The organism is Streptomyces sp. DSM 110735 (assembly GCF_016482685.1).
GTDB lineage: Bacteria > Actinomycetota > Actinomycetes > Streptomycetales > Streptomycetaceae > Streptomyces.
On the sequence record NZ_JACYHF010000006.1, the window covers coordinates 237,234 to 263,081 of the forward strand.

Here is a 25,848-nt window from a genome sequence, read left to right on the forward strand (position 1 = left end):
GCGGAACTCCCGCGTCCCGGGCCATTGCCGGGCGGCTCGTTGCCATCGTCTAATCCGTGATGCGGGTCTCACTACCCCCGAACGGGGGTGCGTGGACACCGAAAGCCGGGCGAAGGGGCAAAGAAGTGGCGGCAGAGGCGGTGGCGACGGCGGAGATCCGGGCTGCGCTGAACCGGCTGCGGCACGCCACGGGGCTGCCCGTCGCGTTCGGCGGGCTGGTCGAACCGGGTGGCTCGCGCGTCCGGATCAGCGAGCTGAGCGGGACGGAGACCGCCGCGCTGCGCTCGCTCGCGGTGACCTCCGGGACCGGGCTCGGCGGCAAGGCGGTCGCGCTCGGCCGGGTGTGCGCCGTGACCGACTACTCCGTCTCGCGCCGTATCAGCCACGAGTACGACGCGCCGGTGACCGCCGAGGGTCTGCGCTCGGTGCTCGCGGTGCCGGTGGTGGTGCGGCACCGGGTGCGCGGGGTGCTCTACGGCGCGCTGCGCACCGCTCAGCCGCTGGGCGACCGGGTGCTCGGCGGGGCGGTGGCGGCGGCGCGGGAGGTCGAGCGGGCGCTGGCGGTGCGGGAGGCGGCGGACGCGCCGGGTCGGGAGGCGCGGGGGCTGCCGGGCGTCGTGCGGGCGGAGTCCGGGCCGGGGTGGGAGCAGGTGCGTGAGGCGCACGCGGCGCTGCGTGCGCTGGCGCCGCGCATGGCCGATCCGGGACTGCGCGCGGAACTCCTCGCGGCCTGTGACCTGCTGTCCGCTCCCGGTCCCGGTCCTGATCCGGTCGCAGGTCCGCTGCTCGCGCCGCGCGAGCTGGACGTGCTGGCGTGGGTCGCCACGGGCGCGACGAACGCGGCGGTGGCGGAGCGGCTGGGGCTGGGTCCGGAGACGGTGAAGGGTTATCTGCGCTCGGCGATGCGGAAACTCGGCGCGCACACGAGGGGCGAGGCGGTGACGGCGGCCCGGCGGGCGGGGGTGCTGCCGTAGGGGGTGTCCCCTGGGGGAACATCCGCGGGGCTCATCCCCTGAGGGAGTTACCGGACCCGATTGAATTCCGGGTCGCGGCCGGTTGTAATTTCCCTCACCTCCACTTCCGGCCGAATTCGTGGCTCTGTTGCCTAGAATTTGGCCAGGACACGACACGAGGGGAGCGGCGACCGTGCGACGGGACTTCCAGGAGCCTGCCCGATGCCGCTCCGACCTGGTCATCGGCCACGAGGAACTGTTCGCTGCCGCGAAGGACCATCTCGGCGCCGGAGGCAGTGTGCTGCTGCACGGTCCCGCCGGAATAGGAAAATCGACCGTGCTGCGGGCATTGGCCGAGGAATACGGGGCGCACGCGCGCACCGTGTTGCGCTGCTCGGCGACGGAGTCCGAATCGCATCTGCCCTTCCTCGCGCTCGCCGATCTCTTCGGACTGGTGCTCGACGAGATCGCGCCCGGGCTGCCCGCCGCCCAGTTGACCGCCCTGGAGTCGGCGCTCACCGGGCGCGGCGAGTCCAGCCTCCAGCGCGACGGTCTCGCCCTGCGCCTCGCGGTGCTCTCCGCGCTGCGCGCGCTCGCCGCGCAGGGCCCGGTCCTGGTCGTCGCCGACGACCTCCAGTGGCTCGACCCGGCCAGCGCGGAGCTGCTCGGCTTCGCCGCCCGCCGTCTGGAGGGCACCCCGGTGCAGATGCTGTGCGCGGTGCGCACGGAGGGTCCGGACTCCCAGGAGTACGACCGTCATCTGCGCGCGTGTCCGCCGGGCACCGCCGCGCTGCGGCTCGGACCGCTCGGCCGCGCCCAGGTCGCCCGGCTGCTCGACCACCGGGGGCACGGCGCGCTGCCGCGCTCCACCGTGCGCGAGATCCACCGCACCAGCGGCGGCAATCCGCTGTTCGCCCTGGAGCTGGGCCGCGCGCTCGCCGACAGCCCGACCCCGCCGCGTCCCGGCGAGCCGCTGCCGGTGCCGACCTCGCTGCGCGCGCTGGTGCTCAGCCGGCTGGACATGCTCTCGGTGGAGGCGCGCCGCACCCTGCTCGTGGCGAGCGCGGGCGCCCGTCCCACCACGGCGCTGCTGCACTCGGCGGGGCGGGAGAACGCCGAGGCGGAGTGCGCCCAGGCGAGCGAACTCGGGCTGCTCGCCACCGAGCAGGAGGCTCCCGCCGTACGGTTCGCGCACCCGCTGATCTCCGCCGCGCTGTACGCCGAGGCTCCGGCGCCCGAGCGGCGCGCCGCGCACGCCGCGCTGTCCACGGCCGCCTCCGACCCGATCGAGCGGGCTCGTCATCTGGCCCTCGCCACCACGGGCGCCGATCCGGAGGTGGCCACCCGGCTCGCGGAGGCGGCGGCGCTCGCCCGCGACCGGGGCGCGCCGTCCGTCGCCGCCCAGCTCGGACTGCTCGCCGCCCGGCGCACCCCGGCGGACAGCGTCCCCGGGCCGGACGAGCGGCGGCTGCAGGCGGCGGAGGACGCGATCACGGCGGGCGAGGTCGACCTGGCGCGGGACATCGCGCGCGAGGTGCTGACCCGGGCGACCGTGCCCGCGCACCGGGTGCGGGCGTGGATCGTGGTGATCGACACCGCCGGGCACACCATGGCCGAGGTCGAGGCGGTCTTCCCGCAGGCGCTGGCCGACGCGGGCGACGACGCCCGGCTGCTGGCTCAGGTCCACTACCAGCTCGCCTGGCGGGCGCTCATCGTGGAGGGCGACTTCACCGACGCCCGGACCGCCGCCGCGCACGCCGCCGAGCTGGCCGCGCGCGGCGGTGACCGGCGCACCGAGCTGCTGGCGCTGGCCTTCCAGGCGCAGACCGAGACCCTGATGGGCCATCCGGAGGCACCCCGCACCATCAAGCGGGCGCTGACCGAGCCGCAGCTCCCGGAGGTGGCCTGCCATCACAACGGCGCGGGCAGCGCCCGGTTCCGCTGGCTGGTCATGGGCGACCGTCTCGCCGAGGCGCGTACGACGGTGACGGCGCTGCTGCGCGAGGTGCGCAGGCGCGGTTCGGTGGAGAGCGAGGTGCACTTCCTGCGCGGTCTGGCCGAGACGGAGCTGCGCGCCGGGCACTGCGGGCGCGCCCTCGAAGTGGCCAGGGACGCGCTGCGTCTTGCCCGTGACTCCGGGATCGGCGAGACCGCCTCGGCGATGCTCACCTCGCTGGCGGAGGCGTCCGGCGGTGACGTGGAGCGGGCGGTGGCGCTCGCCCGGGAGGCGGCGGAGCAGGCGGAGCGGGACGGCGACCAGATGTACCTCTCCCGGGCGCTCGGCGCGCTGGGATACGCCCAGTTGGTCGCGGGCGATCCGGCGGGCACCGTGCGTTCGCTGCGCCGGGTGCGCGCCCTGGAGCGGGACCTCGGCATCACCGACCCGGCGCGCGGACGCTGGCAGGGCGACCTGGCGGAGGCGCTGGTCCGTACCGGTGAACCCGACGAGGCGCAGGACGTCATCGACGCGAGCCGCGAACACGCCCTGCGGCTCGGCAGGGAGAGCGTCCTCGCGGTCCTGGACCGGGCGGAGGCACAGGTCAGGGCGGCGCGCGGGGATCACGAGGGGGCGGTGGCGCGGCTGACGTCGGCTCAGGACCGGCTGGCCAAGCTCGGCTACGGCCTGGAGGAGGCGCGGGCGGCGTTCGCGCTGGCCCGGCTGCGTGCCCGGCGCCCGGAGGGCGGGCGCAGGCGGCCGCAGGCGGCGTACGACGAGGCGACCCGGCTGTTCCGGCGCTGCCGGGCGCTGCCCTGGCTGCGCCAGGTGGAGGAGGCGCGCACCGCGCCGGAGCCGGAGTCCGCGCCCGCCGCGCCGGAGGCGCTGGACGCGCTCGCGGGGCTGGCGTCGATGGAGCGTCAGGTGGCCGCGCTGGTCATGGAGGGGGCGACCAACCGGGAGATCGCCGCGCGGCTGTTCGTGAGTGTGAAGACGGTGGAGGCGACCCTGACCCGGGTCTACCGGAAGCTGGGCATCAGGTCCCGGGTGGACATCGTCCGATTGGCCGCAGGTCGCCGCGCGAAGTGACGGCACGCCCGGTTAACTGAGCCGGACCGAGGGTTTTCCCTCCCCTGTCCCCCTAGGGGGTTCCCTCATTGGGAGGCGGGAGTCGCGGGTCCTAGCGTAAGGGCGTGCCGCTCGCCCGGGCACACGGGGTCGGTCCCTCCCGCTCTCCGCTCCGCCGGAGCAGGGGGTGTCCAGCCCCGTGCCTCACCCCCCACACCCGCGCGACCCCCACCGGCAACCCCCACTGAGGAGACTCATGTTCGGGCTCACTCGTGCCAGAAAGACCGCCGCAGTCCTGGTGGCGACCGCCGCCGCGGCGGCCACCGCGCTGATCGCCTCCCCCGCGGCGAGCGCCGCGCCCCAGCCCATCGTGGGCGGCACGACGACCACGGCGTCGGCGTACCCGTACGTCATGCAGATCACGGACGCGTCGGGCAGTCAGTTCTGCGGCGGCACGCTGGTCGCGGCGAAGAAGGTCGTGACGGCGGCGCACTGCATGGTCGGCGAGTCGACGAGCAGTGTGCGCGTGGTCGGCGGGCGGACCTATCTGAACGGCACCGACGGCACGGTGAGCCGCGTCAGCAAGATCTGGATCAACCCGGACTACACCGACGCCACCAACGGCGACGACGTGGCCGTGCTGACCCTGTCGACGTCGATGTCGTACTCCCCGGTGTCGTACGTCTCCTCCTCCCAGACCAGTGTCTACGCGGCCGGTACCACGGCGCGGATTCTGGGCTGGGGCACGACCCGGGAGAACGGCAGCTCCTCCAACCAGCTCCGGACCGCGACCGTTCCGGTCGTGTCCGACTCGAGCTGCCGTACCTCCTACGGCTCGGACTACGTGCAGTCCGACATGGTGTGCGCCGGACTCAGCTCCGGTGGCGTGGACACCTGCCAGGGCGACAGCGGCGGTCCCCTGATCATCGGGGGCGTCCTGGCAGGGATCACTTCCTGGGGAGAGGGGTGCGCGGAGGCGGGTTACCCGGGTGTCTACACCCGGCTGACCACCTTCTCGAACCTGGTGACCGCTCAGGTCAACTCGTAACCCGGGCAACGTCCCGGGGGTTGCCCCGGGTGCGAGACCAGGGGGACGCTGCGAGCGACCACGAGCGGCCCGCAGCGTCCCCCTATCCACTACGGGCATTCCCTTGGGGGATGACCAGTGGGGGCGCCCCGGAGCGCCCGCCGGACGACGGCGCGTGTACGGCCCACCGAAGGTGGTGACCGGGGGCGCGGGACCACCCGGCGGACGCGCCGGGGCGCCGTCGTCGCTCCGGACGCTGCGCCGGGCAGGTGAGCGCGGGGGCGAACGGGCCGGTGGGCGCCGGTGATTCCCTACGATCGTCGCGTGTCTCTCTTCACGCTCGAACGCACGGTCCCCCTTCCCCTCGCGGAGGCGTGGCGCCGGCTCACCGACTGGCCCCGCCACGCCGACGTGGTGCCGCTGACCCGGGTCACGGTGGCCACGCCCCCGCCGACCGGGGTGGGCACCCGCTTCGTCGCCCGTACGGGTGTCGGTCCGCTGACCTTCGACGACCCGATGGAGGTCACCGTCTGGCGCCCGCCGGTGGACGACGAACCCGGGCTGTGCCGACTGGAGAAGCGCGGACGTGTGGTGCTGGGCTGGGCGGAGATCGAGGTACGGCCGGGTCCCGGCGGGCGGACCCGGGTGGTGTGGCGGGAGGAGCTGCGGGTGAGCTTCCTGCCCCGGTCCTTCGACGGGGTGACGACGAGCGCGGCGCAGTCGATGTTCGGGCGCGCGGTCAACGGGTTGCTGCGGCGGGAGTGAGGCGCCCGTCCCGCCGGGGTGGTCCCGCCCGGGCGGGGTCCGGTCAGTCCTTGCGCCCGGTGACCGCGACGGTCACGCCCAGCCCGATCATCGCGAGTCCGCCCGCGCCGCCGACCGCCGCGAGCCGCCGGGGCGAGCGGGCGAACCAGTCCCGGGCGGCGGAGGCGACCAGCCCCCACAGACTGTCCGAGGTCAGCGCGATGACGTTGAACACCAGCCCGAGCAGCAGCATCTGGGCGGGGACGTGCCCCTGCCCCGGATCGGCGAACTGGGGCAGTACGGCGGCGAAGAACACGATCGTCTTGGGGTTCGCCACCCCCACCGCGAACCCCTCCCCCAGCGTGCGCAGCGCGCCGTGCTCCGGTCCCGGTTCGGCGGCGGTGACCGCGTCCCGCAGCGAGCCGCGCCGCCGCCAGGCCATCACCCCCAGGTACACGAGGTAGGCGGCGCCCGCGAGTTTGAGCACCGTGAAGGCGAGCACCGAACGCTCCACCACCGAGCCGACCCCGAGGGCGACGGCGGCGACGAGCACATAGGCGCCGAGGGTGTTGCCCGCGACGGTCGTCAGCGCGGCCCGGCGCCCGTGCGCGAGCGCCCGCCCGACGACGAACAGCACGCTCGGACCCGGGACCACGATGAGCACGAGGGAGAGGGCCGCGAACGCCAGCAGCCGGTCGGTGGAGACCATGCCCCATGCAAGCACGGGAGCACGGAGGGGCGGCAAGCGATTATGCCCTTGTGATCACCGCATTCACGGGACACCGGACCCGTCCGGTGATCACACCCGCAAGGAAATCCCCTGGCAGCCGTGTCCTACGCGGTTCAGACCGGCGATCCTATGCGCGGGGCGGTCCGGTCCGGCGCGTCGTGGTGGATCGGGGTGTGTGCCCCGGTGAGCGGTACGCCGGTGCCGCCGCGCCGTCCGGCGACGATCTCGGCGGCGATGGACAGCGCGGTCTCCTCGGGGGTGCGGGCGCCGAGGTCGAGCCCGATCGGGGAGTGCAGACGGGCGAGTTCCCGCTCGGTGACCCCCGCCTCGCGCAGCAGCTCCAGGCGGTCGAGGTGGGTGCGCCGGGAGCCCATCGCGCCGACGTAGGCGACCGGCAGGCGCAGGGCGCGGCGCAGCAGCGGTACGTCGAACTTGGCGTCGTGGGTGAGGACGCACAGCACGGTGCGGGAGTCGGTCGCGGTGCGCTCCAGATAGCGGTGCGGCCAGTCGACCACGATCTCGTCGGCCTCCGGGAAGCGGGCGCGGGTGGTGAACACGGGGCGCGCGTCGCACACGGTGACGCGGTAGCCGAGGAAGGCGCCGACGCGGACCAGCGCCGCGGCGAAGTCGACGGCGCCGAAGACGATCATCCGGGGCGGCGGCACCGAGGTCTCCACCAGGACGGTCACCGGAGCCCCGCAGCGCGCACCCCGCTCGCCGGTCTCCACAGTCCCGGTGCGGCCCGCGTCCAGGAAGGCGACCGCCTCGGCGGCGACGGTGCGGTCCAGCTCGGGGTGGGCGCCGAAGCCGCCGAGCGGGGTGCCGTCGGGGCGTACGAACAGGGCGCGGCCCAGCAGCCGGTCCGGTCCCGAGACGATCCGGGCGAGCGCCGCCGCACGTCCCCGGGCGGCGGCGGCCAGCGCGGCGGCGAACACGGTCCTGCCGGGGCTGTCGGCGCGGACCGGGGTCACCAGGATGTCGAGGGTGCCGCCGCAGGTCAGCCCGGCGGCGAAGGCGTCCGCGTCGTCGTACCCGAAGTGTTCGAGCACGCTCTCGCCGTCCGCGAGTGCCTGGCGGCACAGCTCGTACACCGCGCCCTCGACGCAGCCGCCGGAGACCGAGCCGATGACGCTGCCCTCGGCGTCCACCGCGAGGGCGGCGCCCGGGGGGCGGGGGGCGCTGCCGCCGACGCCCACCACGGTGGCCACGGCGAAGTCGCGCCCCTCGGTGATCCACCGGTCCAGTTCCTCGGCGATGTCGAGCATCAGTCGTCCTCCTGACCGCGCGCCGGTCTCATGCCGTCCCCGTCAGGTGCTCGGGCCGTACCGGGACACGGGTGAGGTCCAGCCCGGTCGCGTCGCGAATGGCGGCCAGTACGGCGGGAGTCGACGACAGGGTCGGCGCCTCGCCCACGCCGCGCAGCCCGTACGGGGCGTTGCTGTCGGCGAGTTCGAGGACGTCGACGGGGATGGTGGGGGTGTCGAGGATGGTCGGGATGAGGTAGTCGGTGAAGGAGGGGTTGCGGACCTTCGCGGTGACCGGGTCGACCTGGATCTCCTCCATGACCGCGATGCCGAGGCCCTGGACGGTGCCGCCCTGGATCTGGCCGGTGACCGAGAGGGGGTTGAGCGCCTTGCCGACGTCCTGCGCACAGGCCAGCTCGATCACCTTGACCAGACCGAGTTCGGTGTCGACCTCGACGACGGCACGGTGCGCGGCGAAGGAGTACTGGACGTGTCCGTCGCCCTGTCCGGTCCTCCGGTCGAAGGGCTGGGTGGGCCGGTGCCGCCACTCCGCCTCGACCTCGACGCTCTCGCCCTCCAGCACGTCGGCCAGCGCGGCAAGGACCTCACCGCCGTCGGTGACCACCTTGCCGTCCTCCAGGAGGAGTTCGGCGGTGGCCCAGGCGGGGTGGTGACTGCCGTACTTGCGGCGCCCGATGGCGAGGACCTTCTCGCGCACCAGCCCGCAGGCGTGCCGTACGGCGCCGCCGGTGACGTACGTCTGCCGGGAGGCGGAGGTCGAACCGGCGCTGCCCACGCGGGTGTCGGCGGGTTTGATGGTCACCTGGCTCACGCCCAGCTCCGTGCGGGCGATCTGCGCGTGCACGGTGACACCGCCCTGGCCGACCTCCGCCATCGCGGTGTACACGGTGGCGACGGGCACGCCTCCGGCGACCTCCATGCGGACCTTGGCGGTGGAGTAGTCGTCGAACCCCTCGGAGAAACCGACGTTCTTGATGCCGACCGCGTAGCCGACCCCGCGTACGACGCCTTCGCCGTGGGTGGTGTTGGAGAGACCGCCGGGCAACTGGCGTACGTCGGCGCCCTCGCTGGACTCCCACTGGCGCTCGGGCGGCAGGGGCAACGCCTTGACCCGGCGCAGGAGTTCGGCGACCGGTGCCGGTGAGTCGACGATCTGCCCGGTCGGCATCACGCTGCCCTGCTCCATGGCGTTGCGCTGCCGCAGCTCGACCGGGTCCATGCCGAGCGCCTTGGCCAGCTTGTCCATCTGCGCCTCGTAGGCGAAGCACGCCTGGACCGCGCCGAAGCCGCGCATGGCGCCGCAGGGCGGGTTGTTGGTGTAGAGGGCGACGGCTTCCACGTCCACGTCGGCCACCTGGTACGGCCCGACGCCGAGGGAGGCGGCGTTGCCGACGACAGCCGGGGAGGAGGAGGCGTAGGCGCCGCCGTCGAGGACGATACGGGCCCTGACGTGGGTGAGCCTGCCGTCGCGGGTCGCGCCGTGCTCGTAGTACAGCTTGGCGGGGTGGCGGTGGACGTGCCCGAAGAAGGACTCGAACCGGTTGTAGACGATCTTCACCGGGCGTCCGGTGCGCAGGGCGAGCAGGCAGGCGTGGATCTGCATCGACAGGTCCTCGCGCCCGCCGAACGCGCCGCCGACGCCCGCCAGGGTCATCCGCACCTTGTCCTCGGGCAGTCCGAGGACGGGGGCGATCTGGTGCAGGTCGGAGTGGAGCCACTGGGTGGCGATGTAGAGGTGGACGCCGCCGTCCTCCTCGGGGACGGCGAGCCCGGACTCGGGACCGAGGAACGCCTGGTCCTGCATCCCGAAGGTGTATTCGCCGGTGACGATCACATCGGCGCGCTCGGCTGCCAGTTGGGCATCGCCACTCACGATGGGCTGGCGGTGGACGATGTTGGGGTGGGGGACGTAGGGGAAGTGGTGGTCGTCGCGGTGCTCGTGAACGAGGGGCGCGTCGGGGGCTGTTGCCGAGGCGTAGTCGGTGACGACGGGCAACTCCCGGTATTCCACGCGGATCTTGGCGGCGGCGCGGCGGGCGGTCTCGGGGTGGTCGGCAGCGACGACGGCGACGGGCTCGCCGTGGTGGCGGACCTTGCCGTGGGCGAGGACGGGGGTGTCCTGGATCTCCAGACCGTAGTGGCGCGCCTCGGCGGGCAGGTCGTCGTAGGTGAGGACGGCGTGGACACCGGGCAGCGCCAGTGCCTCGGCGGTGTCGATGGAGACGATCTCGGCGTGGGCGACGGTGGAGCGCAGGATCTGACCCCAGAGCATGTCCTCGTGCCAGAGGTCGGAGGAGTAGGCGAACTCGCCGGTGACCTTGAGGATGCCGTCCGGGCGGAGCGTGGACTCGCCGATGCCGCCCCGGGCGCCCGAGCCCTGGGTGATCTTCGTGGGGGCGCCCGACGGGCGTGTGGTGGTGGGCAGTTCGCGCGGTGCCATCTCACGCCCCCTCGGTCTGGCGGGCGGCGGCGAGGCGGACGGCGTCCATGATCTTCTCGTAGCCGGTGCAGCGGCACAGGTTGCCCGAGAGCGCCTCGCGGATGTCGGCGTCGGACGGTTCGGGGTTCTGCTCCAGCAACTCGTCGGCGGCGACGAGGAGTCCAGGGGTGCAGAAGCCGCACTGCACGGCGCCCGCGTCGATGAACGCCTGCTGGATGGGCGCGAGTTCGCCGCCGGTGCCGGGCTGCCAGCGCCGAGCCTCCTCCAGGGACGTACCTGCCGCACCGGTGTCGTCCGCACGCTGCCTGGCGTGTTCCGCGAGCCCTTCGACGGTGACCACGTCGCGCCCCTCGACCTGGCCCGCCGCGACCAGGCAGGAGCAGACCGGGACGCCGTCGAGGCGGACCGTGCAGGAGCCGCACTCGCCCTGTTCGCAGGCGTTCTTGGAGCCGGGCAGACCGAGCCGCTCGCGCAGGACGTAGAGCAGGGACTCGCCCTCCCAGACGTCGTCCGCCTGCTGGGGGCGTCCGTTGACGGTGAAGCTGACGCGCATCAGGCGGCTCCCTCTTCGGTGGCGCGGCGGGTGTCGCGGTAGGACTCCCAGGTCCAGGTGAGCGTGCGGCGGGCGAGGACGCCGATCGCGTGGCGGCGGTACCCGGCGGTGCCCCGGACGTCGTCGATCGGGTTGCAGGCGCCCGCGCACAGGTCCGCGAACTGCTGGAGGAGGGAGGAGGGGAGCGGCTTGCCGGTGTCCCAGTGCCGCCCCTCCTCCAGGGCGGCGTTCACGAACTCCTCGGCGGTTCGCGCCCGTACGGGGGTCGGGGCGGCGGAGCCGATGCCGGTGCGCACGGTGCGGGTCCCGGGGTGCAGGGCGATGCCGAAGGCGCAGACGGCGATGACCATGGCGTTGCGGGTGCCGACCTTGGCGTACTGCTGGGGTCCTTCGGCCTTCTTGATGTGCACCGCGCGGATCAGTTCGTCGGGCTTGAGGGCGTTGCGCTTGACCCCGGTGTAGAAGGCGTCGATGGGGATCATGCGGGTGCCCCGGGCCGCCGACTCCGCCTCGACCTCCGCCCCGGCGGCGAGCAGGGCGGGGTGGGCGTCCCCGGCCGGGGAGGCGGTGCCGAGGTTGCCGCCGACGCCGCCCCGGTTGCGGATCTGCGGGGAGGCGACGGTGTGCGAGGCGAGCGCGAGTCCGGGCAGCTCGGCGCGCAGGTCGCGCATGATCGCCGCGTAGGGGACGCTCGCGCCCAGCCGTACGGTGTCCCGGCCGGTCTCCCATTCGTAGAGATCTCCGACACGGTTGAGGTCGAGGAGGTGCTCCGGTCGGCGGTGGTCGAAGTTGATCTCCACCATCACATCGGTGCCGCCCGCGATCGGCACGGCGCTGGGGTGCTCGGCCTTGGCGGCGAGCGCCTCCTCCCAGCTTGCGGGGCGAAGGAAGTCCATGACCGGTTCTCTTCCTCGTCTCTTCGTCGGCAAAGCCGATTCATTCGAGTGTTTTTGACACGGAGTGCTCTCAGTACACCGCCGGGCGAGGGGCCCGGGTCAGTCACGGAAACCATGAAGGAGTTGGCTGGCCAGGGCAGGCATCTTGTAGATTCGTATGAACGGAGGTCATCGGCAATCTCTCCGTTTCCCCCCGGAAACGTTTCCCCCTCTCTCGGGGAGGTTTCCCCCGGGAGAGACGGGGACGGTCCGGCGGCACGGACCATGTGTTTCGAGACAAAGAATGGCGGCGACGAGATGCGGCTGCGCGCACTGCTGGACACCGACGCGCTGGGCCTGCGGCTGCTCGGCGGCGAGGACGAGCTGGACCGCACGGTGCGCGGGGTCATGACGACCGACCTGCGCGATCCGAGCCGCTACCTCTCCGGCGGCGAGCTGGTCCTGACGGGACTGGCCTGGCGCCGGGACGCGGAGGACTCGGAGGCGTTCGTCCGGCTGCTGGTGCAGGCGCAGGTCGCGGCGCTCGCGGCGGGCGAGGCCGAGCTGCGGGACATACCCGAGGACCTGGTGCTCGCCTGCGCGCGGCACCGTCTGCCGCTGTTCGCGGTGGACGAGTCGGTGGCGTTCGCGACGATCACCGAGCACGTCGTACGGCAGGTGTCCGGCGAGCGGGCCGGTGACCTGGCGGCCGTGGTGGACCGGCACCGGCGGATGATGACCTCGGGTCCGGCGGGCGGCGGTCCCGACGTGGTCCTCGACCTGCTCGGCAGCGACCTGGACCTGCGCGCCTGGGTGCTCTCGCCGACCGGGCGCCCGATCGCTGCTCCCAAGTCGTCGGGCCCGGCTCCCGACCCGGAGACCTTCGCACGGCTCGCCGCCGAGCATCTTGCGGCCACCCGCGCGGGGCGTCCCGGTCCGCACCGGGTCGTGGTCGACGGCACGACGTACTCCCTCTTCCCGGTCCGCTCCTCCGGACGCGCCCCGCGGTCCGCGCCGGACGTGCGCGAGACGGTGCTCACCGACTGGCTGCTGGCCGTGGCGGCGGACGCGGCGGACTGGCCCGAGGAGCGCCTCGACCTGCTGCGGGGCGTCACCCAGCTCATCGCCGTCGAACGCGACCGGCGCGAGGCGTCCCGCACGGTGCGCCGCCGCCTCGCCCAGGAGGTCCTTGAGCTGGTGCAGTCCGGCGCCGCGCCCGCCGAGATAGCCGCCCGGCTCCGGGTCGCCGCGCCGGTGCTGCTGCCCGGTCTGGGGGCAGCCCCGCACTGGCAGGTGGTCGTGGCGCGCGTCGAGTGGGAGGACGGCGCGGTCGCGGGCGGTCCGGTCGCCCAGTCGCTCCTCGAAGAGGTCCTCGCCGACCCGCTGGCCACCGGTCCGGACGCCGCCGACCGGGTGGCGGTCGCGCACACCGGCGACGAGGCCGTGGCGCTGGTGCCGCTGCCCGCCGTCTCCGCCGAGCACGACGGCTCCGAGACGGGGCTGCTCGCGGACGCCCTGCTGCGCTCGGTACGGGAGGCTCTCTCGGCGGGTCTCGACGACGACGGCCGCCTCACCCTCGGCGTCAGCGCCGCCGTGCACTCTGCCGAAGGTCTCCGCGGCGCCCTGGAGGAAGCCCGGCACGCCCGTGGCGTCGCGGCGGCACGCCCCGGCCGCGTCTGCGCCGCCGGTCACCAGGAACTCGCCTCCCACGTCCTGCTCCTCCCCTTCGTCCCGGACGACGTACGCCGCGCCTTCACGGCCCGCCTCCTCGACCCCCTGAAGGAGTACGACCGCCGCCACCGCGCCGAGCTGATCCCCACCCTGGAAGCCTTCCTGGAGTCCGACGGCTCCTGGACCCGCTGCGCCGCCCGCCTCCACCTCCACGTCAACACCCTCCGCTACCGGGTCGGCCGCATCGAACAGCTCACGGGCCGGGACCTGTCCCGCCTGGAGGACAAGCTGGACTTCTTCTTGGCGTTGCGCATGAGCTGAGCCCTCCGGGGGTTCGGCGGGGGGTACGACCTTGGCTGGTGGGGGCGTGCTACTGGCTGCACTGTGCGGGCGCGCGGGGCACCACCGGCTGGGCCAAGCCCTGTGCGCCACTGGCACCGCGCGCGGGACGCCGACAGCTACGCCAGGACCACGCCTTGGGCGCCCTGGCATCGCGCGCGGGACGCCTCCGGCCACCCCCGGGCAGCCAGCGGAGCAGGGCACCAGGCCCGCCCGCTGACATCCCACCCGTCGACCCGCCCTCCCAGCCTGGCGCCTCCAGCCCGCCCCAGGACCGCGCGGGGCGCCTCTGGCCACCCCGAGGCGGCGGCCGGAACGCCAGTGGCTGCCCCGGGACCACACGCAGGACGGCGCTGACCCTCTCAAGACCCCCTCGTGGGGCGCGCCCGGCCGTCCGGAGGGCGCCCGCCAGGGATCGTCCACTCGCCGGCGTACTCCTCGCCGCACCAAGCGCTGCCCGGCGTCTCCGGCTCGCCGCGAGACCGCGCGGGACAACGCTGCATGGCCGTCTCAAGAACCTCGCGGAGCGCACCCGGCCATCCCGAAGCCACCCGCAGCCCGGTGCTCCTCGCCGACCCCAAGCCCGCGCCCGGTGCCTTCGGCCCGCCGCGAGACCGCGTCCCGAGCTTTCGGCCGTCCCTGGGCGGCCGAAGACGTCGTCGGTCGGTACGGGGGGGGACGACGGGCGCTGTCCGGCCACCCCGCCGCCTTGGGGTCGCGCGGCGCCGCGTGATCGGTCCCGGCGCCGGACACACGCGTTCTCAACGCCTTCAGCAGCGCCCTTCTCCAGCGCCGCCCTCCAGCGCGGGACAGGGGCCACTCGACCCCCTCCCACCGGTGCCACTGGCCGTCCCGGCACCGCTCCCCCGCCGCCTCCGGCTGTTCCGACGCTGCGGCACGGGACGCCGCCGACGGATCCGACGGAGCGACGGGCCATTTCCGGCTGCCACTCGGCAAGGACGCGGGCGTTCCCGTGCCCTCACCAGCGCGCCTCTCCGAAAGCCGCCCCCGCCGCCGGAGACGGGCGAACCCAGCCTGCCCGTACCGGCACCGCGTCTCGGACACCTGAGCGAGCGCCCCCGGCGCACCCGTGCGCCGGGAACTTTGTGAAAACATTCACCCATCCTCTTGGCCTCGCGCGGAGATCGGTGCTGGAATGCCGCCACCACTCATCGGCTCGACGGCGTGCTGGAGGAGGCAACGTGGCGTACACCGCCATGTCTGGTTACGGAACGACCCCCGGTGACGATCCCCTCCAGACCGCGGTGTGGCGGCTGCGCTCCCGGGCGTGCTGGGCGGACGCGGCGGCGCTGCTGCCGGCGGACACCCCCGGTACGGCCCTGCAGCGGGCCGCCCTGCTCGTGGAGCGCTGCCTGTACACCGAACGGGGCTGGGAGGCGGCCGAGGACGCCCTGCGCACCGCCGAGGCACGCGCGCACACCGACGACGAGCGGGGCGCCGCCGCGTGCGAGCGCGGTCAGCTCGCCTACGCGTCCACGCTGCACGGCGTACGGGACCGCGCCGACGAGGCACGCGCCGCGCTCGGCCGGGCGGCGGCGCTCATCGCGCCCGGGTCCCCCGGACGGGCTCTGCTGGACTTCCGGCGCGGACTGCTCGCCGAGAACCTGAGCAGCTCCCCGCAGGCGGCGCGCGCCGCCTACCGCCGGGCTCACGCGGGCGCAACCGCCCACTCCGCCCCGCTGCTGCTGTCCTTCACCTGGCGCCACCTCGCCGGACTCGCCCTGCGCGAGGGCGAGTTGGCCGAGGCGCGGCACGGCTTCGCCGAATCTCTGCGCATCCGCGAGGAGTTGGGCTACCTGGTGGGCACCGCCCCCGCGCTTGCCTCTCTTGCCGACACCGAAACCGAACCGGAAGCCTCCCGTCTCCGCGAGGAAGCCCGCCGCCTCTTCCGCCTCCTGGGCGGCGTCCCCACCTGGCTGGCCGAACAGTTGAACCCACCAACACCGGGGGCGGCAACGGCGTAGCGGCGGGCGCGTGGTGGGGGGCGCCCTGGTCTCGCCCCAGAGACCCCGGCTACCGAAGTGGCGCCCCCGGCCATGCCCTCACGGTGCACTCCGACCCACCGGCCACCTCCTGAGCGGCATTTCAGCGCGCGGGCGGCGCCGCCGAACAGCCGCGCGGCGAAACGCCCCGCACCGGGCACTCGCCCCCGACAGCCACCCGTCCGCGCGGCATGCTCAGCGCGAAGGGCGGAGCGCTGGGCAGCCGCGCGGCAAGAACGTCCCGCCCACAGGCGCTCACCCCGACCCGGCACCGGAGGTCCCTGCCGCCGCGCCGACGAAGCCGCACTCCCGCCCCAACAGCCACTCCCGCGCGGCAAGAACTTCCCGCACGCAGCACTCGCCTGGCCAGCCCCGAACCGAAGGACCCGACCCCCGTAGCAGCGGAAGCCGCACACCCCCACAGCCACTCCCGCGCCGCATTTCAGCGCGCCCGCCCCACCACGCCAGACAACCGCGCGAAAAACATCCCGCACGCAACACTCACCCGCCACCCCGGACCGGAGGTCCCAGCCCCCGTAGCGACGGAAGCACGCTCACACCCCCGGAAGCCGCCCCCGCCCGCGGCATCAGCGCACAGGGCACGTCAAGCCAAGCGACCCCACCCAAGGCGAAACCCAGGTCCGCCCCGGAACCCGAAGAGGAAGCCCCCAGCCGAGACGCCCCCGCGCAGCCGCCCCCTCAGCGCCCCGCCCCAAAGTGCTCCCCCACCAGCCGCCCCGCCTCCTCCACCTCGCCGGAGGCCAACGCGTCCAGGAGTGCGAGGTGTTCGGTCGCGTCCGCGAGCAGTGCCGGGCGGCTGCGGCGGGACTGGGGGCCGACCAGGGGCCACTGGGAGCGGCGGTGGAGGTCTTCGGCGATGCCGACCAACTGCTCGTTGCCCGCGAGGGAGAGGACCGCGCGGTGGAAGGCGCGGTCGGACTCGGCGTAGACGGCGGGGCAGCCGGAGCCGGCCGCGCGGAGCGTGTCCTCGGCGAGCGGGCGGAGTTCGGTCCAGCGGGCGGGCGGGACGGTGCGGGCGAGCCGTAGCAGGACCGGCACCTCCAACAGGGCCCGTACCTCGGCCAGTTCCGCGAGTTCGCGGGCGCCCCGGCGGACGACGCGGAAGCCCCGGTTGGGAACGACCTCGACCGCGCCCTCCAGGGCGAGTTGCTGCATCGCCTCCCGGACGGGGGTCGCGGAGACGCCGAAGCGCTCACCGAGGACCGGCGCCGAGTAGACCTCGCCCGGCTCCAGTTCGCCGGTGACCAGCGCGGTGCGCAGCGCGTCGAGGATCTGTCCGCGCACCGAGGACCGCTGGACGGCGGCACGCGGCACGCGGATAGGCGTCTCGGCGTGCGTGTGCTCACCGCGCGCACCCGCCGCGCCCACGGCCCGTTCGCGAGCCGCCGCGCCGGACTGGGACGCCCCGGACTCGGACGGTCCGGGCTGGGGCGGGACCCGGGGGGTCGTGGGCCGCGCCGCGCCCCATGGCAGTCCCGCTCCGGCGAGGTCGTGCAGTCCCTGCTTCACGGGGTCCTCCTCCGGCTGTCGGCGGTCGGGTCCTGGGGTCCTGGTGGGGTCCTGGGACCGAGGGGGACATCGACGGCGGTCTGTCATATGTCCGTCAAGAACCTTAGGCGCCCGGGGCGGCAGTTCAAATTCCCCGCAGGACGGGTAAGGTTAGCCTTACCTGCACGTCAGCGCCCGTGACTCAAGATCGGTGGTCCCGCCATGCCCGCTGCGGCCACGCCGCTCACCGCCGCGTACGCCCGTCTCGCCGAGGTCTACCCGTACCTCAAGGTGACGCTGCTGAACGGCCCGGCGGAGGAGCTGCCCGACGGCGAGGGCTGGGTGACCGGCGACGGACTCGCCGCGGGCGGCGAGCAGCTCGACTCCTTCCTGGCCTGGGACGACGAGCAGGTACTGCGGGACTACGGGCAGCGGGGGCGCCCGGACGTCATCGCGAGTTTCGGTCTGCACCGCTACGCCTGGCCGCTCTGCCTGATGATCACCCTGCCGTGGTTCCTGCACCGCCGCGTGCCCCGCCTGCCCGCCGCGCACGTCGCCTACCACCGCACCACCTCGCACATGACCCTGCGCCCGGGCGCCTTCGCCTGCCTGCCGGACGACCCGGCGGCGGACGAGCCCGGCGCGGTCGTCGTGGCCGACGAGGAGGCACTGCGCGCCGAGGTGCGCGCGGCCGTCGCGGAGCACCTGGAGCCGGTCCTCGGCGCCTTCGGACCCCGGATGCGCCGCCGCGGGCGCGCGCTGTGGGGCATGGCGACCGACGAGATCGTGGAGGGGCTCTGGTACGTCGCCGGGCTCCTCGGCGAGGGCGAGGAGTCGCGCGCGATGCGCGAACTGGAGCGACTGCTGCCGGGCGCCACGAAGCCGTACGCCGGTTCGGCCGCGTTCCGCGAGCTGACCGCCGCCGACGGGGCGCCGGTGACCACCCGGGACCGGGTGAGCTGCTGCATGTTCTACACCCTGCGCCCGGCGGAAGCCTGCGACACCTGCCCGCGCACCTGCGACAGCGAGCGGGTCGCCCGGCTGACCGCCACCACCGCGGCCGCCTGAGCGCCTTCGCCTACCACCGGAACCCCGTCACGGAACCGTCCGTACGAGGAGTCTTTATTCGAACTCAACTCCCGCCCCTCAAGCGGTAGTTCGAACGATTTGCCACTCCGGTCACCCCAGGGCACTTCCTTGGCGGTCTCTTGCCCCGAAATCCCCGGAGTCACGCCGGGTATGGGCCACTATGGCGGGCGTTACACCCCATCCCAATGCGAGGGACCGCTGATGCGACTGACCGACATATCGCTCAACTGGCTGCTGCCGGGCGCCGTACTGCTCCTCGGGATGCTGGTGGCGGTGGCGGTGCTCGCGCGCGGCAAGCGTGCCTCAGGGGACAACGCGAACGCGGACGACTCGTGGGAGCGCAGCGAGGAGCGCCGCAGGCGCAAGGAGGCCGTGTACGGCACGGCGTCCTACGTCCTGCTCTTCTGCTGCGCGGCGGTGGCTGCCGCCCTGTCCTTCCACGGACTGGTCGGCTTCGGCGAGCAGAACCTCGGACTGACCGACGGCTGGCAGTACTTGGTGCCGTTCGGTCTGGACGGCGCCGCCATGTTCTGCTCCGTGCTCGCGGTGCGCGAGGCCAGTCACGGCGACGCCGCGCTGGGGTCACGCATCCTGGTGTGGATGTTCGCCGCGGCGGCGGCCTGGTTCAACTGGGTGCACGCGCCCCGTGGCGTGGGCCACGACGGCGCGCCGCAGTTCTTCTCGGGCATGTCGCTCTCGGCTGCCGTGCTGTTCGACCGGGCGCTGAAGCAGACCCGGCGGGCGGCGCTGCGCGAACAGGGCCTGGTGCCGCGCCCGTTGCCGCAGATTCGTATCGTCCGCTGGGTACGGGCGCCCCGTGAGACCTTCCGCGCCTGGTCGCTGATGCTCCTGGAGGGCGTCCGCAGCCTGGACGAGGCGGTCGAGGAGGCCCGTGACGACAAGCGGCAGAAGGAGGAGACCCGGCAGCGCCGCCGCGACCAGAAGCGCGTGGAGCGTGCCCAGTTGAAGGCGCTGAGCCGGGGTGCGAGCGGAGTCGTCGGGCGCACGCCGGCCCGGCAGGTCGAAGTGCAGATGGACCGTGACGCGGCGACGGCGTCCGCGGAGCCTGCCATATCGGCACCGGACACACTGCCCGGACGCTCGCGGCCGTCCCTCCAGCCCGTAAGAAAGGCGACTGAACCGGTCACCGTCGACCTCACCGCCGAGGACGACACCATGGCCATCCCCCGCCTGGACTCGCTGGAGCGCAAACTGAAGGATCTGGAGCAGCAGTTCGGCTGAGCACGCCGCACTGCGGTACGGGACGGGGCGCCACCCACGCGGAGGGCGCCCTGTCCCGTTTCCGTGTACCGACCTGGTCTACTGTCCTGCCTCGGCGCCGAGTTCGAACCACACCGACTTGCCCACCCGGTGCGGTCGTACGCCCCAGGCGTCCGCGAGGGAGCGGACCAGGACGAGACCCCGGCCGTGGGTGTCGTCGTTCGGGTCGGCCGCGCGGAGCAGGGGTCTGCGGGTCAGGAAGTCCCGTACCTCCACGCGCAGTCCGCGCGGGGAGACCACGGCGGTCAGCACCGCGTCGTCGTCGGTGTGGACCAGTGCGTTGGTGACCAGTTCGCTGGTGAGCAGTTCGGCCGTCTCCGCGCCGCCTGGCCGTCCCCAGTCGCGCAGCAGCCGTCGCAGGTCGCGGCGCGCCTCGGGCACCGCCGCGAGGTCGGCGCGGGCCAGCCTGCGGCTGAGCCGTCGCCCCTCGTCCGTAGGGTGGTCCGTCCCTTCCCCCGTGTCCGCAGGTGGCGCCCCGGTGTTCCCGGGTTTGCCTCCTCGTGCCCGTCTGGTGATGCCCCCCGCCCGCACGTGCCTGACCTCCCCCTCCTGGTCGAGCGTCGAACGCATACCCCGGGATGCTTGCCCAGCGGCCCCGGGCGCAGTCATGGGCGGGCGCCGACCGCCGCCTGTTCGGCCATGTGCGGGCGGGGCGCCGCCGGGGCAGCCGACGGCGCCCGGCGGGGGCGGTGGGCGCCCTGGAGGCCGTACGGCGCCCCGGGCGCCCCCGTGGCCGCGTGCGCGACGGTCCGGCACCGGAGGTCCACACTCCGTGAACGTGTTGTGAAAGTGGCCGGAAACATACGCTCGGTGACGGTGGATCAGGGCCGGGGCACGTTCCGCAGATTGGAACGGGCCATCTGGAGCATCCGTCCGACGCCGCCGTCCAGCACGATCTTGGAGGCGGACAGCGCGAACCCGGTGACCATCTCGGCGCTGATCTTCGGCGGGATGGAGAGCGCGTTGGGGTCGGTGACGACGTCGACCAGCGCCGGTCCCTTGTGCCGGAAGGCGTCCTTCAGCGCCCCGGCGAGGTGCTTGGGCTTCTCCACGCGCACGCCGTACACCCCGCAGGCGCGGGCGACTTCGGCGAAGTCGGGGTTCACGTCGGTGGTGCCGTACGAGGGCAGTCCCGCGACCAGCATCTCCAACTCGACCATGCCGAGCGAGGAGTTGTTGAAGAGCACGACCTTCACCGGGAGGTCCAGTTGCACCAGGGTGAGGAAGTCGCCCATCAGCATGGTGAATCCGCCGTCGCCGGACATGGAGATGACCTGGCGGTCGCGGTCGGCGCACTGGGCGCCGATGGCCATGGGCAGCGCGTTCGCCATCGAGCCGTGCGAGAACGAACCGATGATCCTGCGGCGTCCGTTGGGCGAGATGTACCGGGCGGCCCAGACGTTGTTCATGCCGGTGTCGACCGTGAACACCGCGTCGTCGTCCGCGAGTTCGTCGAGCACGGCGGCCACGTACTCGGGGTGGATCGGGACGTGCTTGTCGACCTTGCGGGTGTACGCCTTGACCACGCCCTCCAGCGCGTCGGCGTGCTTCTTCAGCATCCGGTCGAGGAAGCGGCGGTTGGTCTTCTCCTTGACCCGGGGCGTCAGCGCGTGCAGCGTCTCGCGGACGTCGCCCCACACGGCGAGGTCGAGCCGTGAGCGGCGGCCGATGACCTCGGGGCGCACATCGATCTGCACGATCTTCACGTCGTCGGGCAGGAAGGCGTTGTACGGGAAGTCGGTGCCGAGCAGGATCAGCAGGTCGCACTCGTGGGTGGCCTCGTAGGCGGCGCCGTAGCCGAGCAGACCGCTCATGCCGACGTCGTACGGGTTGTCGTACTGGATCCACTCCTTGCCGCGCAGGGCGTGTCCCACCGGGGACTTGATACGCCCGGCGAAGTCCATCACCTCGGCGTGGGCGCCTGCCGTGCCGCTGCCGCAGAAGAGGGTGACCTTCTCGGCCTGGTCGATCATCCGCACGAGTTGCTCGATCTCGGCGTCGCCGGGGCGGATCGCGGGGCGGGAGGTGACCAGGGCGCTCTCGAAGGACTTGTCCGGCGCCGGCTCGTCGGCCACGTCGCCGGGGAGCGTGACGACGCTGACCCCGCTCTGCCCGATCGCGTGCTGGATCGCGGTCTGGAGCAGCCGGGGCATCTGCTGGGGGTTGGAGATCATCTCGCTGTAGTGGCTGCACTCCTGGAACAGCCGCTCGGGATGGGTCTCCTGGAAGTAGCTCAGGCCGATCTCGCTGGAGGGGATGTGGGAGGCGAGGGCGAGCACCGGGGCCATGGAGCGGTGCGCGTCGTAGAGACCGTTGATGAGGTGCAGGTTGCCAGGACCGCAGGAGCCCGCGCAGGCGGTCAGCCTGCCGGTGATCTGCGCCTCGGCCCCGGCGGCGAACGCGGCGGTCTCCTCGTGGCGCACATGGACCCAGTCGATGCCGGGGTGGCGGCGGATGGCGTCCACGACGGGGTTGAGGCTGTCGCCGACGACGCCGTACATACGGCGCACCCCGGCGCGGGCGAGGATGTCCACGAACTGCTCGGCGACGTTCTGTCTGGCCATGGCGGTCGGCTGCCCCTTCGCGGTTCCGGAATACGCCTCTTCCGGTTCCATGAAGTCACAGGGTCCGCCGTCACGCCTCCCACACGGCCGCCGCCGTACGGTCGTCGGCGTACCCCTTCACTCGCGTCTGGGTGTCCGCCAGGAACGCGGCGAGACCGGGCGCGGCGGCGCGGGACCAGCGGCGCGCGAGGAACGCGCCCAGCGCGGGCTCCCCGCGCAGGGGCTCCGCGAGACCGCCGGTACACATCAGCAGCACATCACCCGGGCGGGCTACGGAGGCCCGGAACCGGAAGGCGGGCTGGGGGTCGGCGGCGGGCGCCGGGGCGAACGCGCTCGGCGGGGCGGGCAGACCGAGGTCCAGGGTGAGCCGGTCGCCCTCGGGGGTCGCGGCGGGCAGCGCGCCGAAGGGGGCGCCGGTGTCGGTGTCGCCCTCGGCGGTCGGCGGGCTCGGCTCGATGTCCTGCCACTCCCCGCGCCGCAACCGGAACAGCCCGCCGTCCCCGGCGCCGAAGAACACGCGGTTGCGGCAGTCGGGGTCGGCGGACAGCAGCAGACAGCGCAGGCTCGCGGTGTACAGCTCCGGGTCCAGCTCCTGCTCCGCCGCGCTCGCGCGCAGCATCCCGACGCTGCGGTCGGTCAGCCGGTGCAGCCCCGACTTGAGCGCTCCCTTCCGCCCCGCCCGCACGTCCTCGGCCAGCCGCTCATGGCTCCGCCCGACCGCCCCCGCGATCCACCGGCACGCCTCGGCCGCCGCCCGGTGCGCCTTCGGCGCGGCACGGGCGCCGGTCGCCATGGCCACGAGCACGAGCGCGTGCTCCCCGCTCCCGAACCGCGCGGTGAGCATCGCGTCCCGGCGCGGCTCGCCCCGGTACCTCGCCGAGTCCCCCCGCAGGGAGGCGGCCCGCAGCGTGCACGTCCCGTACTGGGCGCCGTCCAGCATCGTGTCGGAGACCAGGTCCGCGAGGGCGTCGGGGTCGGCGGCGGGGAGGGCGACGGGTTCGGGGTCGTAGGTGGGGGGACGGGTGCCCACGTAGGTGATGGCGGGGGTGGGCTGCGGCGGGGGGTCCGCCGAGGGGTCGGGCTCCGGGGTGGAGGCGGGGACTCCCAGGTGGACCGTCCCCTCACTGGTGGCGGACGGCTCGGAGGGGGGTGCCTGGGGGGACTTGGGGTGTACGGGCTCGGGGCGGTGCCCCTGGGCGCCGAGGCGGATCGTGCCGGGGTCGGCTTCCGGGGGCGGAGGCTCCTGGTCGGACTTCGGGGGGTGTCCCGGAGGGTCCGTCCGGGAGTCGGCGGACGCGGTCGCGGGCCAGCCGGGCATCGGCGGGAAGGTGGGGCGCGGTCCGGTCCGGGGCTCGGGAGGGGCGAGGTCGGTGGGTCCCGCCGCCGGATCGGGGTCCAGGTCGAGGTCGGGCTCGGCAGCCGCGTCGCGCCCCTGACGGGGATCGACCTCGAAGTCCGGGTCGAGGTCGGGGTCGGTGCGCTGACCGGGGATGGGGTCGAAGCGGGCCTCGGCGTCCGGGGCGGCGTCAGGGCCGAGACCCCGATCGGCGTCAGGGTCGGGCCCCCGGTCCACACCGGAACCCACGCCCCGGACCCCGTCCGAGTACCCCCGCTGCCCCGGCAACGGAACCCGCGCCTGCTCCCCCTCACCCCCGGAGGGCGTCGCGTCCTCCGGCGGAGCCGACACCGTGTCCTTCGCCGAGGCGAACCGGTCGTCCAGGGAATCGGGCGCGGCTGTGGGGCCGGTGTCGTCGGCCGATTCGTCGTAAAGCTGCCCCCACCAGTCGTCGTCACGACGGGCGGGCCTTCCCCCCTGCTGGCTCATGCCCTTGATTCTCACCGCAGGGGCGGTACGAAAACGGGGCATCGGAGAAATCCGGCGCTCCCACGCATCTCGAACGTCCTATCGAGTGAACGTGTGGACGATAGTACGAAAATCTACCCCGCACCGGTGAAGGCGCCGCCGGATCTGCCGTGACCTGCGCTCCTCCCCCGTCTCCGGCACCCTGAACAGATGGGAGCGTGGGAACTCCTGCTGGTCGGGCTGGTCATCGCGCTGGGTCTGTGCGGTGTGCTGGTGCCCGGTGTGCCGGGGTCGTGGCTGGTGTGGGCCGGGGTGCTCTGGTGGGCGCTGACCAGTACGGGGGCGGTCGCGTGGGCCGTGCTCGTCGGTGCGACGGTCGTCCTGCTGCTCTCGCAGGTGGTGCGCTGGGTGCTGCCGCCGCGCCGTCTGCGCGAGAGCGGGGCGACCCCTCGTATGGCGGTGTACGCGGGCGTCGGCGGCGTGCTCGGTTTCGTCCTGCTCCCGGTGGTGGGCGCCGTGCCCGGCTTCATGGGCGGTATCTATCTCGGCGAGCGGCTCCGGCTGGGACGTCACGGCGAGGCGATGGCCGCGCTCCGTACGGCGATGCGGTCCGGCGGCTCCAGCGTGCTGGCGGAGTTCTTCGCCTGCCTGCTCATCGCGGGGGCGTGGCTGGGCGCGGTGCTCTGGGGCTGACGGCCGGCCACCGGAGGCGGCTCACCGCCACCGTCCCAGCGCCTTGCCGACCGCCGCCGCCACCGCCGCCATGCCGTCGTCGTCGAAGTGCAGATGGTCCCCGGGGTCGTACAGCGGCAGCAGCCGCTCCGGATCGGCGGGGTCACGCAGCGCGGCGTCCGCGTCCGCCACCGCGTCGAAGATCCCGCCCTCCCGGATGAACGCGTTCACCCGCTGCCGTACCCCCTCCCGCGCCGCCGAGTACGCGGGGTGCCCCCGATACGGCGCCAGGGTCACCCCGACGACCTTGACGCCCCGGGCGTGGGCGCGGGCGACGATCGTGCGGTACGCCTCCGCGTAGGCGGCGGGGTCGGTGGCCGCGGGGGTGCCGTTGAGGTCGTTGACGCCCTCGAAGAGGACGAGGTACCGCACCCCGGCGCGGTCGAGCGCGTCCGTGTCCAGCCGGGCGAGGGCGCTCGGACCGGTGCCGTCGCGCAGCAGGCGGTTGCCGCCGATGCCCGCGTTGAGGACGCCGAGGCGGTGACGGCGGAGGCGGTCGGCGAGCAGGTCGGGCCAGCGGTGGTTGGCGTCGGGGGTGGACCCGGTGCCGTCCGTGAGGGAGTCCCCCAGGGCGACGACGCTCGCGGGGGCGCTGCCGCGTACGTCGACGCCGGTGACGTAGTACCACCGGCTGACGGCGGTCGCCGTGTACGCCGCCTCGTCCACGTCGGCGGCGTGACCCGCGCCCGCCCGGGCGACGTAGCTGGTCTGGAGGGCGGTGCGGTGCTCGGTCGCCGGTCCGCAGTCGTCGGGGACGAACACGGTGACCAGCAGATCGGCGGCGGCTCGGACGGTGAGCCGCACCGGGTCGCTGAGCAGGTCCTCGCCGGTCGGCACGACGGCGGTACTGCCGCCCGCGAAGGTCAGCTTCCGCATGCTCCCCGGCACTGCCCCCGCGCCGCTCCCGCGCCGCAGCGCGACGGTCACCGCCCCGATGCGCAGCGGCGCGTCCCCGAACCGATTGCCGATCCGGACCCGCAGCGCGCTGCCGCCGACGCTGAGGTGGACGACGTTGCGCACGGCGGCGCCGGGCAGCCCCGCGGTCGTCCCGGAGGGCGCCGCCTCCCAGCTCCCGGTCCAGGAGTGCCCGGCGCGGTCGGGGGGCACTGCGGCTGTGGCCGTACCCGGCACGAGGGCGAGGAACACCGCCGCGAGTCCCCGCACGACCTTGCCCACCCGCGCCCGCCCTTCGCCGCCGTACCCGTCCGTCACGGCCGACCGTCCCACACGCACGGCGCGTGCCCACGGCAACGGCGCCAGCGCCC

General features: G+C 73.9%; 20 protein-coding genes. 10 read left to right on the plus strand and 10 right to left on the minus strand.

Going from position 1 to position 25,848, the window contains the following annotated elements; all coding sequences use genetic code 11:
- Window positions 1-125 precede the first annotated feature (125 nt).
- The 4 genes from IF655_RS12730 to IF655_RS12745 all read left to right on the plus strand — a co-directional run bounded on the left by IF655_RS12730 (window position 126) and on the right by IF655_RS12745 (window position 5,749).
- Window positions 126-974: a helix-turn-helix transcriptional regulator gene (locus tag IF655_RS12730; RefSeq protein ID WP_199584675.1), complete on the plus strand. Its 849-nt coding sequence runs from the start codon at window positions 126-128 to the stop codon at window positions 972-974.
- A 172-nt stretch (window positions 975-1,146) separates the two neighbouring features.
- Window positions 1,147-3,978 carry an AAA family ATPase gene (locus tag IF655_RS12735; protein ID WP_199584677.1) on the plus strand — a complete coding sequence of 944 codons (2,832 nt, stop codon included), beginning with the start codon at window positions 1,147-1,149 and terminating at the stop codon, window positions 3,976-3,978.
- 235 nt (window positions 3,979-4,213) lie between these two features.
- Entirely contained in the window at window positions 4,214-5,005 is a 792-nt protein-coding gene (locus IF655_RS12740; RefSeq protein ID WP_199584679.1) for a trypsin-like serine protease, read from the plus strand.
- A gap of 303 nt (window positions 5,006-5,308) precedes the next feature.
- A complete protein-coding gene (locus IF655_RS12745; protein ID WP_199584681.1) occupies window positions 5,309-5,749 on the plus strand; it encodes an SRPBCC family protein in 441 nt (146 codons plus the stop codon).
- A 43-nt stretch (window positions 5,750-5,792) separates the two neighbouring features.
- Here the strand turns inward: IF655_RS12745 and IF655_RS12750 are convergent, their stop codons facing one another.
- From IF655_RS12750 to IF655_RS12770, 5 genes are all read right to left on the minus strand, one after another.
- On the minus strand, window positions 5,793-6,437 hold the full coding sequence (locus IF655_RS12750) for a LysE family translocator (RefSeq protein WP_199584917.1): 645 nt from the start codon (window positions 6,435-6,437) through the stop codon (window positions 5,793-5,795).
- A gap of 134 nt (window positions 6,438-6,571) precedes the next feature.
- The gene (locus IF655_RS12755; protein ID WP_199584683.1) at window positions 6,572-7,723 is read right to left on the minus strand and encodes an XdhC/CoxI family protein; all 1,152 of its coding nucleotides are present in this window, start codon (window positions 7,721-7,723) and stop codon (window positions 6,572-6,574) included.
- A gap of 28 nt (window positions 7,724-7,751) precedes the next feature.
- Window positions 7,752-10,163, minus strand: coding sequence for a xanthine dehydrogenase subunit D (pucD, locus tag IF655_RS12760; RefSeq protein WP_199584685.1), 2,412 nt, complete (start codon window positions 10,161-10,163; stop codon window positions 7,752-7,754).
- A gap of 1 nt (window position 10,164) precedes the next feature.
- Entirely contained in the window at window positions 10,165-10,716 is a 552-nt protein-coding gene (locus IF655_RS12765) for a (2Fe-2S)-binding protein (protein WP_199584687.1), read from the minus strand.
- Window positions 10,716-11,612, minus strand: coding sequence for a xanthine dehydrogenase family protein subunit M (locus IF655_RS12770; RefSeq protein WP_199584688.1), 897 nt, complete (start codon window positions 11,610-11,612; stop codon window positions 10,716-10,718). The genes IF655_RS12765 and IF655_RS12770 overlap by 1 nt, the downstream gene beginning before the upstream one ends.
- 297 nt (window positions 11,613-11,909) lie before the next feature.
- Here IF655_RS12770 and IF655_RS12775 point away from each other — a divergent pair, with 297 nt between their 5' ends.
- Together IF655_RS12775 and IF655_RS12780 are read left to right on the plus strand one after the other, a co-directional pair.
- On the plus strand, window positions 11,910-13,583 hold the full coding sequence (locus IF655_RS12775) for a PucR family transcriptional regulator (protein WP_199584918.1): 1,674 nt from the start codon (window positions 11,910-11,912) through the stop codon (window positions 13,581-13,583).
- A gap of 1,220 nt (window positions 13,584-14,803) precedes the next feature.
- Window positions 14,804-15,586, plus strand: a complete 783-nt coding sequence (locus IF655_RS12780) for a hypothetical protein (RefSeq protein WP_307814915.1) — start codon at window positions 14,804-14,806, stop codon at window positions 15,584-15,586.
- Window positions 15,587-16,303: 717 nt separating this feature from the next.
- On the opposite strand, the gene IF655_RS12785 is transcribed toward IF655_RS12780, so the two are convergent.
- A complete protein-coding gene (locus IF655_RS12785) occupies window positions 16,304-17,134 on the minus strand; it encodes a GntR family transcriptional regulator (RefSeq protein WP_199584689.1) in 831 nt (276 codons plus the stop codon).
- 201 nt (window positions 17,135-17,335) lie between these two features.
- Between IF655_RS12785 and IF655_RS12790 the strand changes: the two genes are divergently transcribed.
- Both IF655_RS12790 and IF655_RS12795 read left to right on the plus strand, forming a co-directional pair.
- Window positions 17,336-18,181, plus strand: a complete 846-nt coding sequence (locus tag IF655_RS12790) for a (2Fe-2S)-binding protein (RefSeq protein WP_199584690.1) — start codon at window positions 17,336-17,338, stop codon at window positions 18,179-18,181.
- A gap of 222 nt (window positions 18,182-18,403) precedes the next feature.
- Window positions 18,404-19,444 (plus strand): DUF2637 domain-containing protein, encoded by a 1,041-nt coding sequence (locus IF655_RS12795; RefSeq protein ID WP_199584691.1) that lies wholly within the window; start codon window positions 18,404-18,406, stop codon window positions 19,442-19,444.
- 78 nt (window positions 19,445-19,522) lie between these two features.
- On the opposite strand, the gene IF655_RS12800 is transcribed toward IF655_RS12795, so the two are convergent.
- On the minus strand, window positions 19,523-19,999 hold the full coding sequence (locus IF655_RS12800) for an ATP-binding protein (protein WP_374100273.1): 477 nt from the start codon (window positions 19,997-19,999) through the stop codon (window positions 19,523-19,525).
- A 62-nt stretch (window positions 20,000-20,061) separates the two neighbouring features.
- On the opposite strand from IF655_RS12800, the gene IF655_RS12805 reads away from it, so the two are divergent.
- Window positions 20,062-20,259, plus strand: a complete 198-nt coding sequence (locus IF655_RS12805) for a hypothetical protein (RefSeq protein WP_199584694.1) — start codon at window positions 20,062-20,064, stop codon at window positions 20,257-20,259.
- Between the two features lie 45 nt (window positions 20,260-20,304).
- Here the strand turns inward: IF655_RS12805 and IF655_RS12810 are convergent, their stop codons facing one another.
- Both IF655_RS12810 and IF655_RS12815 read right to left on the minus strand, forming a co-directional pair.
- Window positions 20,305-22,047, minus strand: coding sequence for a pyruvate dehydrogenase (locus IF655_RS12810; protein ID WP_199584696.1), 1,743 nt, complete (start codon window positions 22,045-22,047; stop codon window positions 20,305-20,307).
- Between the two features lie 70 nt (window positions 22,048-22,117).
- The gene (locus tag IF655_RS12815) at window positions 22,118-23,872 is read right to left on the minus strand and encodes a protein phosphatase 2C domain-containing protein (RefSeq protein WP_199584698.1); all 1,755 of its coding nucleotides are present in this window, start codon (window positions 23,870-23,872) and stop codon (window positions 22,118-22,120) included.
- 189 nt (window positions 23,873-24,061) lie between these two features.
- Between IF655_RS12815 and IF655_RS12820 the strand changes: the two genes are divergently transcribed.
- A complete protein-coding gene (locus IF655_RS12820) occupies window positions 24,062-24,544 on the plus strand; it encodes a DUF456 domain-containing protein (RefSeq protein WP_199584699.1) in 483 nt (160 codons plus the stop codon).
- A gap of 21 nt (window positions 24,545-24,565) precedes the next feature.
- Here IF655_RS12820 and IF655_RS12825 read toward each other — a convergent pair whose 3' ends face one another.
- A complete protein-coding gene (locus tag IF655_RS12825) occupies window positions 24,566-25,759 on the minus strand; it encodes a GDSL-type esterase/lipase family protein (RefSeq protein WP_199584920.1) in 1,194 nt (397 codons plus the stop codon).
- Window positions 25,760-25,848: the final 89 nt, after the last annotated feature.

Bases quoted from the DNA above. Each gene is read 5' to 3' on its own strand.
- IF655_RS12820 (WP_199584699.1), top strand. From the start codon at position 24,062: ATGGGAGCGTGGGAACTCCTGCTGGTCGGGCTGGTCATCGCGCTGGGT.
- IF655_RS12755 (WP_199584683.1), bottom strand. From the start codon at position 7,723: ATGCTCGACATCGCCGAGGAACTGGACCGGTGGATCACCGAGGGGCGC.
- IF655_RS12770 (WP_199584688.1), bottom strand. From the start codon at position 11,612: ATGGACTTCCTTCGCCCCGCAAGCTGGGAGGAGGCGCTCGCCGCCAAG.
- IF655_RS12815 (WP_199584698.1), bottom strand. From the start codon at position 23,872: ATGAGCCAGCAGGGGGGAAGGCCCGCCCGTCGTGACGACGACTGGTGG.
- IF655_RS12795 (WP_199584691.1), top strand. From the start codon at position 18,404: ATGCGACTGACCGACATATCGCTCAACTGGCTGCTGCCGGGCGCCGTA.
- IF655_RS12810 (WP_199584696.1), bottom strand. From the start codon at position 22,047: ATGGCCAGACAGAACGTCGCCGAGCAGTTCGTGGACATCCTCGCCCGC.
- IF655_RS12775 (WP_199584918.1), top strand. From the start codon at position 11,910: ATGCGGCTGCGCGCACTGCTGGACACCGACGCGCTGGGCCTGCGGCTG.
- IF655_RS12765 (WP_199584687.1), bottom strand. From the start codon at position 10,716: ATGCGCGTCAGCTTCACCGTCAACGGACGCCCCCAGCAGGCGGACGAC.
- IF655_RS12805 (WP_199584694.1), top strand. From the start codon at position 20,062: ATGCTTGCCCAGCGGCCCCGGGCGCAGTCATGGGCGGGCGCCGACCGC.
- IF655_RS12740 (WP_199584679.1), top strand. From the start codon at position 4,214: ATGTTCGGGCTCACTCGTGCCAGAAAGACCGCCGCAGTCCTGGTGGCG.
- IF655_RS12790 (WP_199584690.1), top strand. From the start codon at position 17,336: ATGCCCGCTGCGGCCACGCCGCTCACCGCCGCGTACGCCCGTCTCGCC.
- pucD (WP_199584685.1), bottom strand. From the start codon at position 10,163: ATGGCACCGCGCGAACTGCCCACCACCACACGCCCGTCGGGCGCCCCC.
- IF655_RS12750 (WP_199584917.1), bottom strand. From the start codon at position 6,437: ATGGTCTCCACCGACCGGCTGCTGGCGTTCGCGGCCCTCTCCCTCGTG.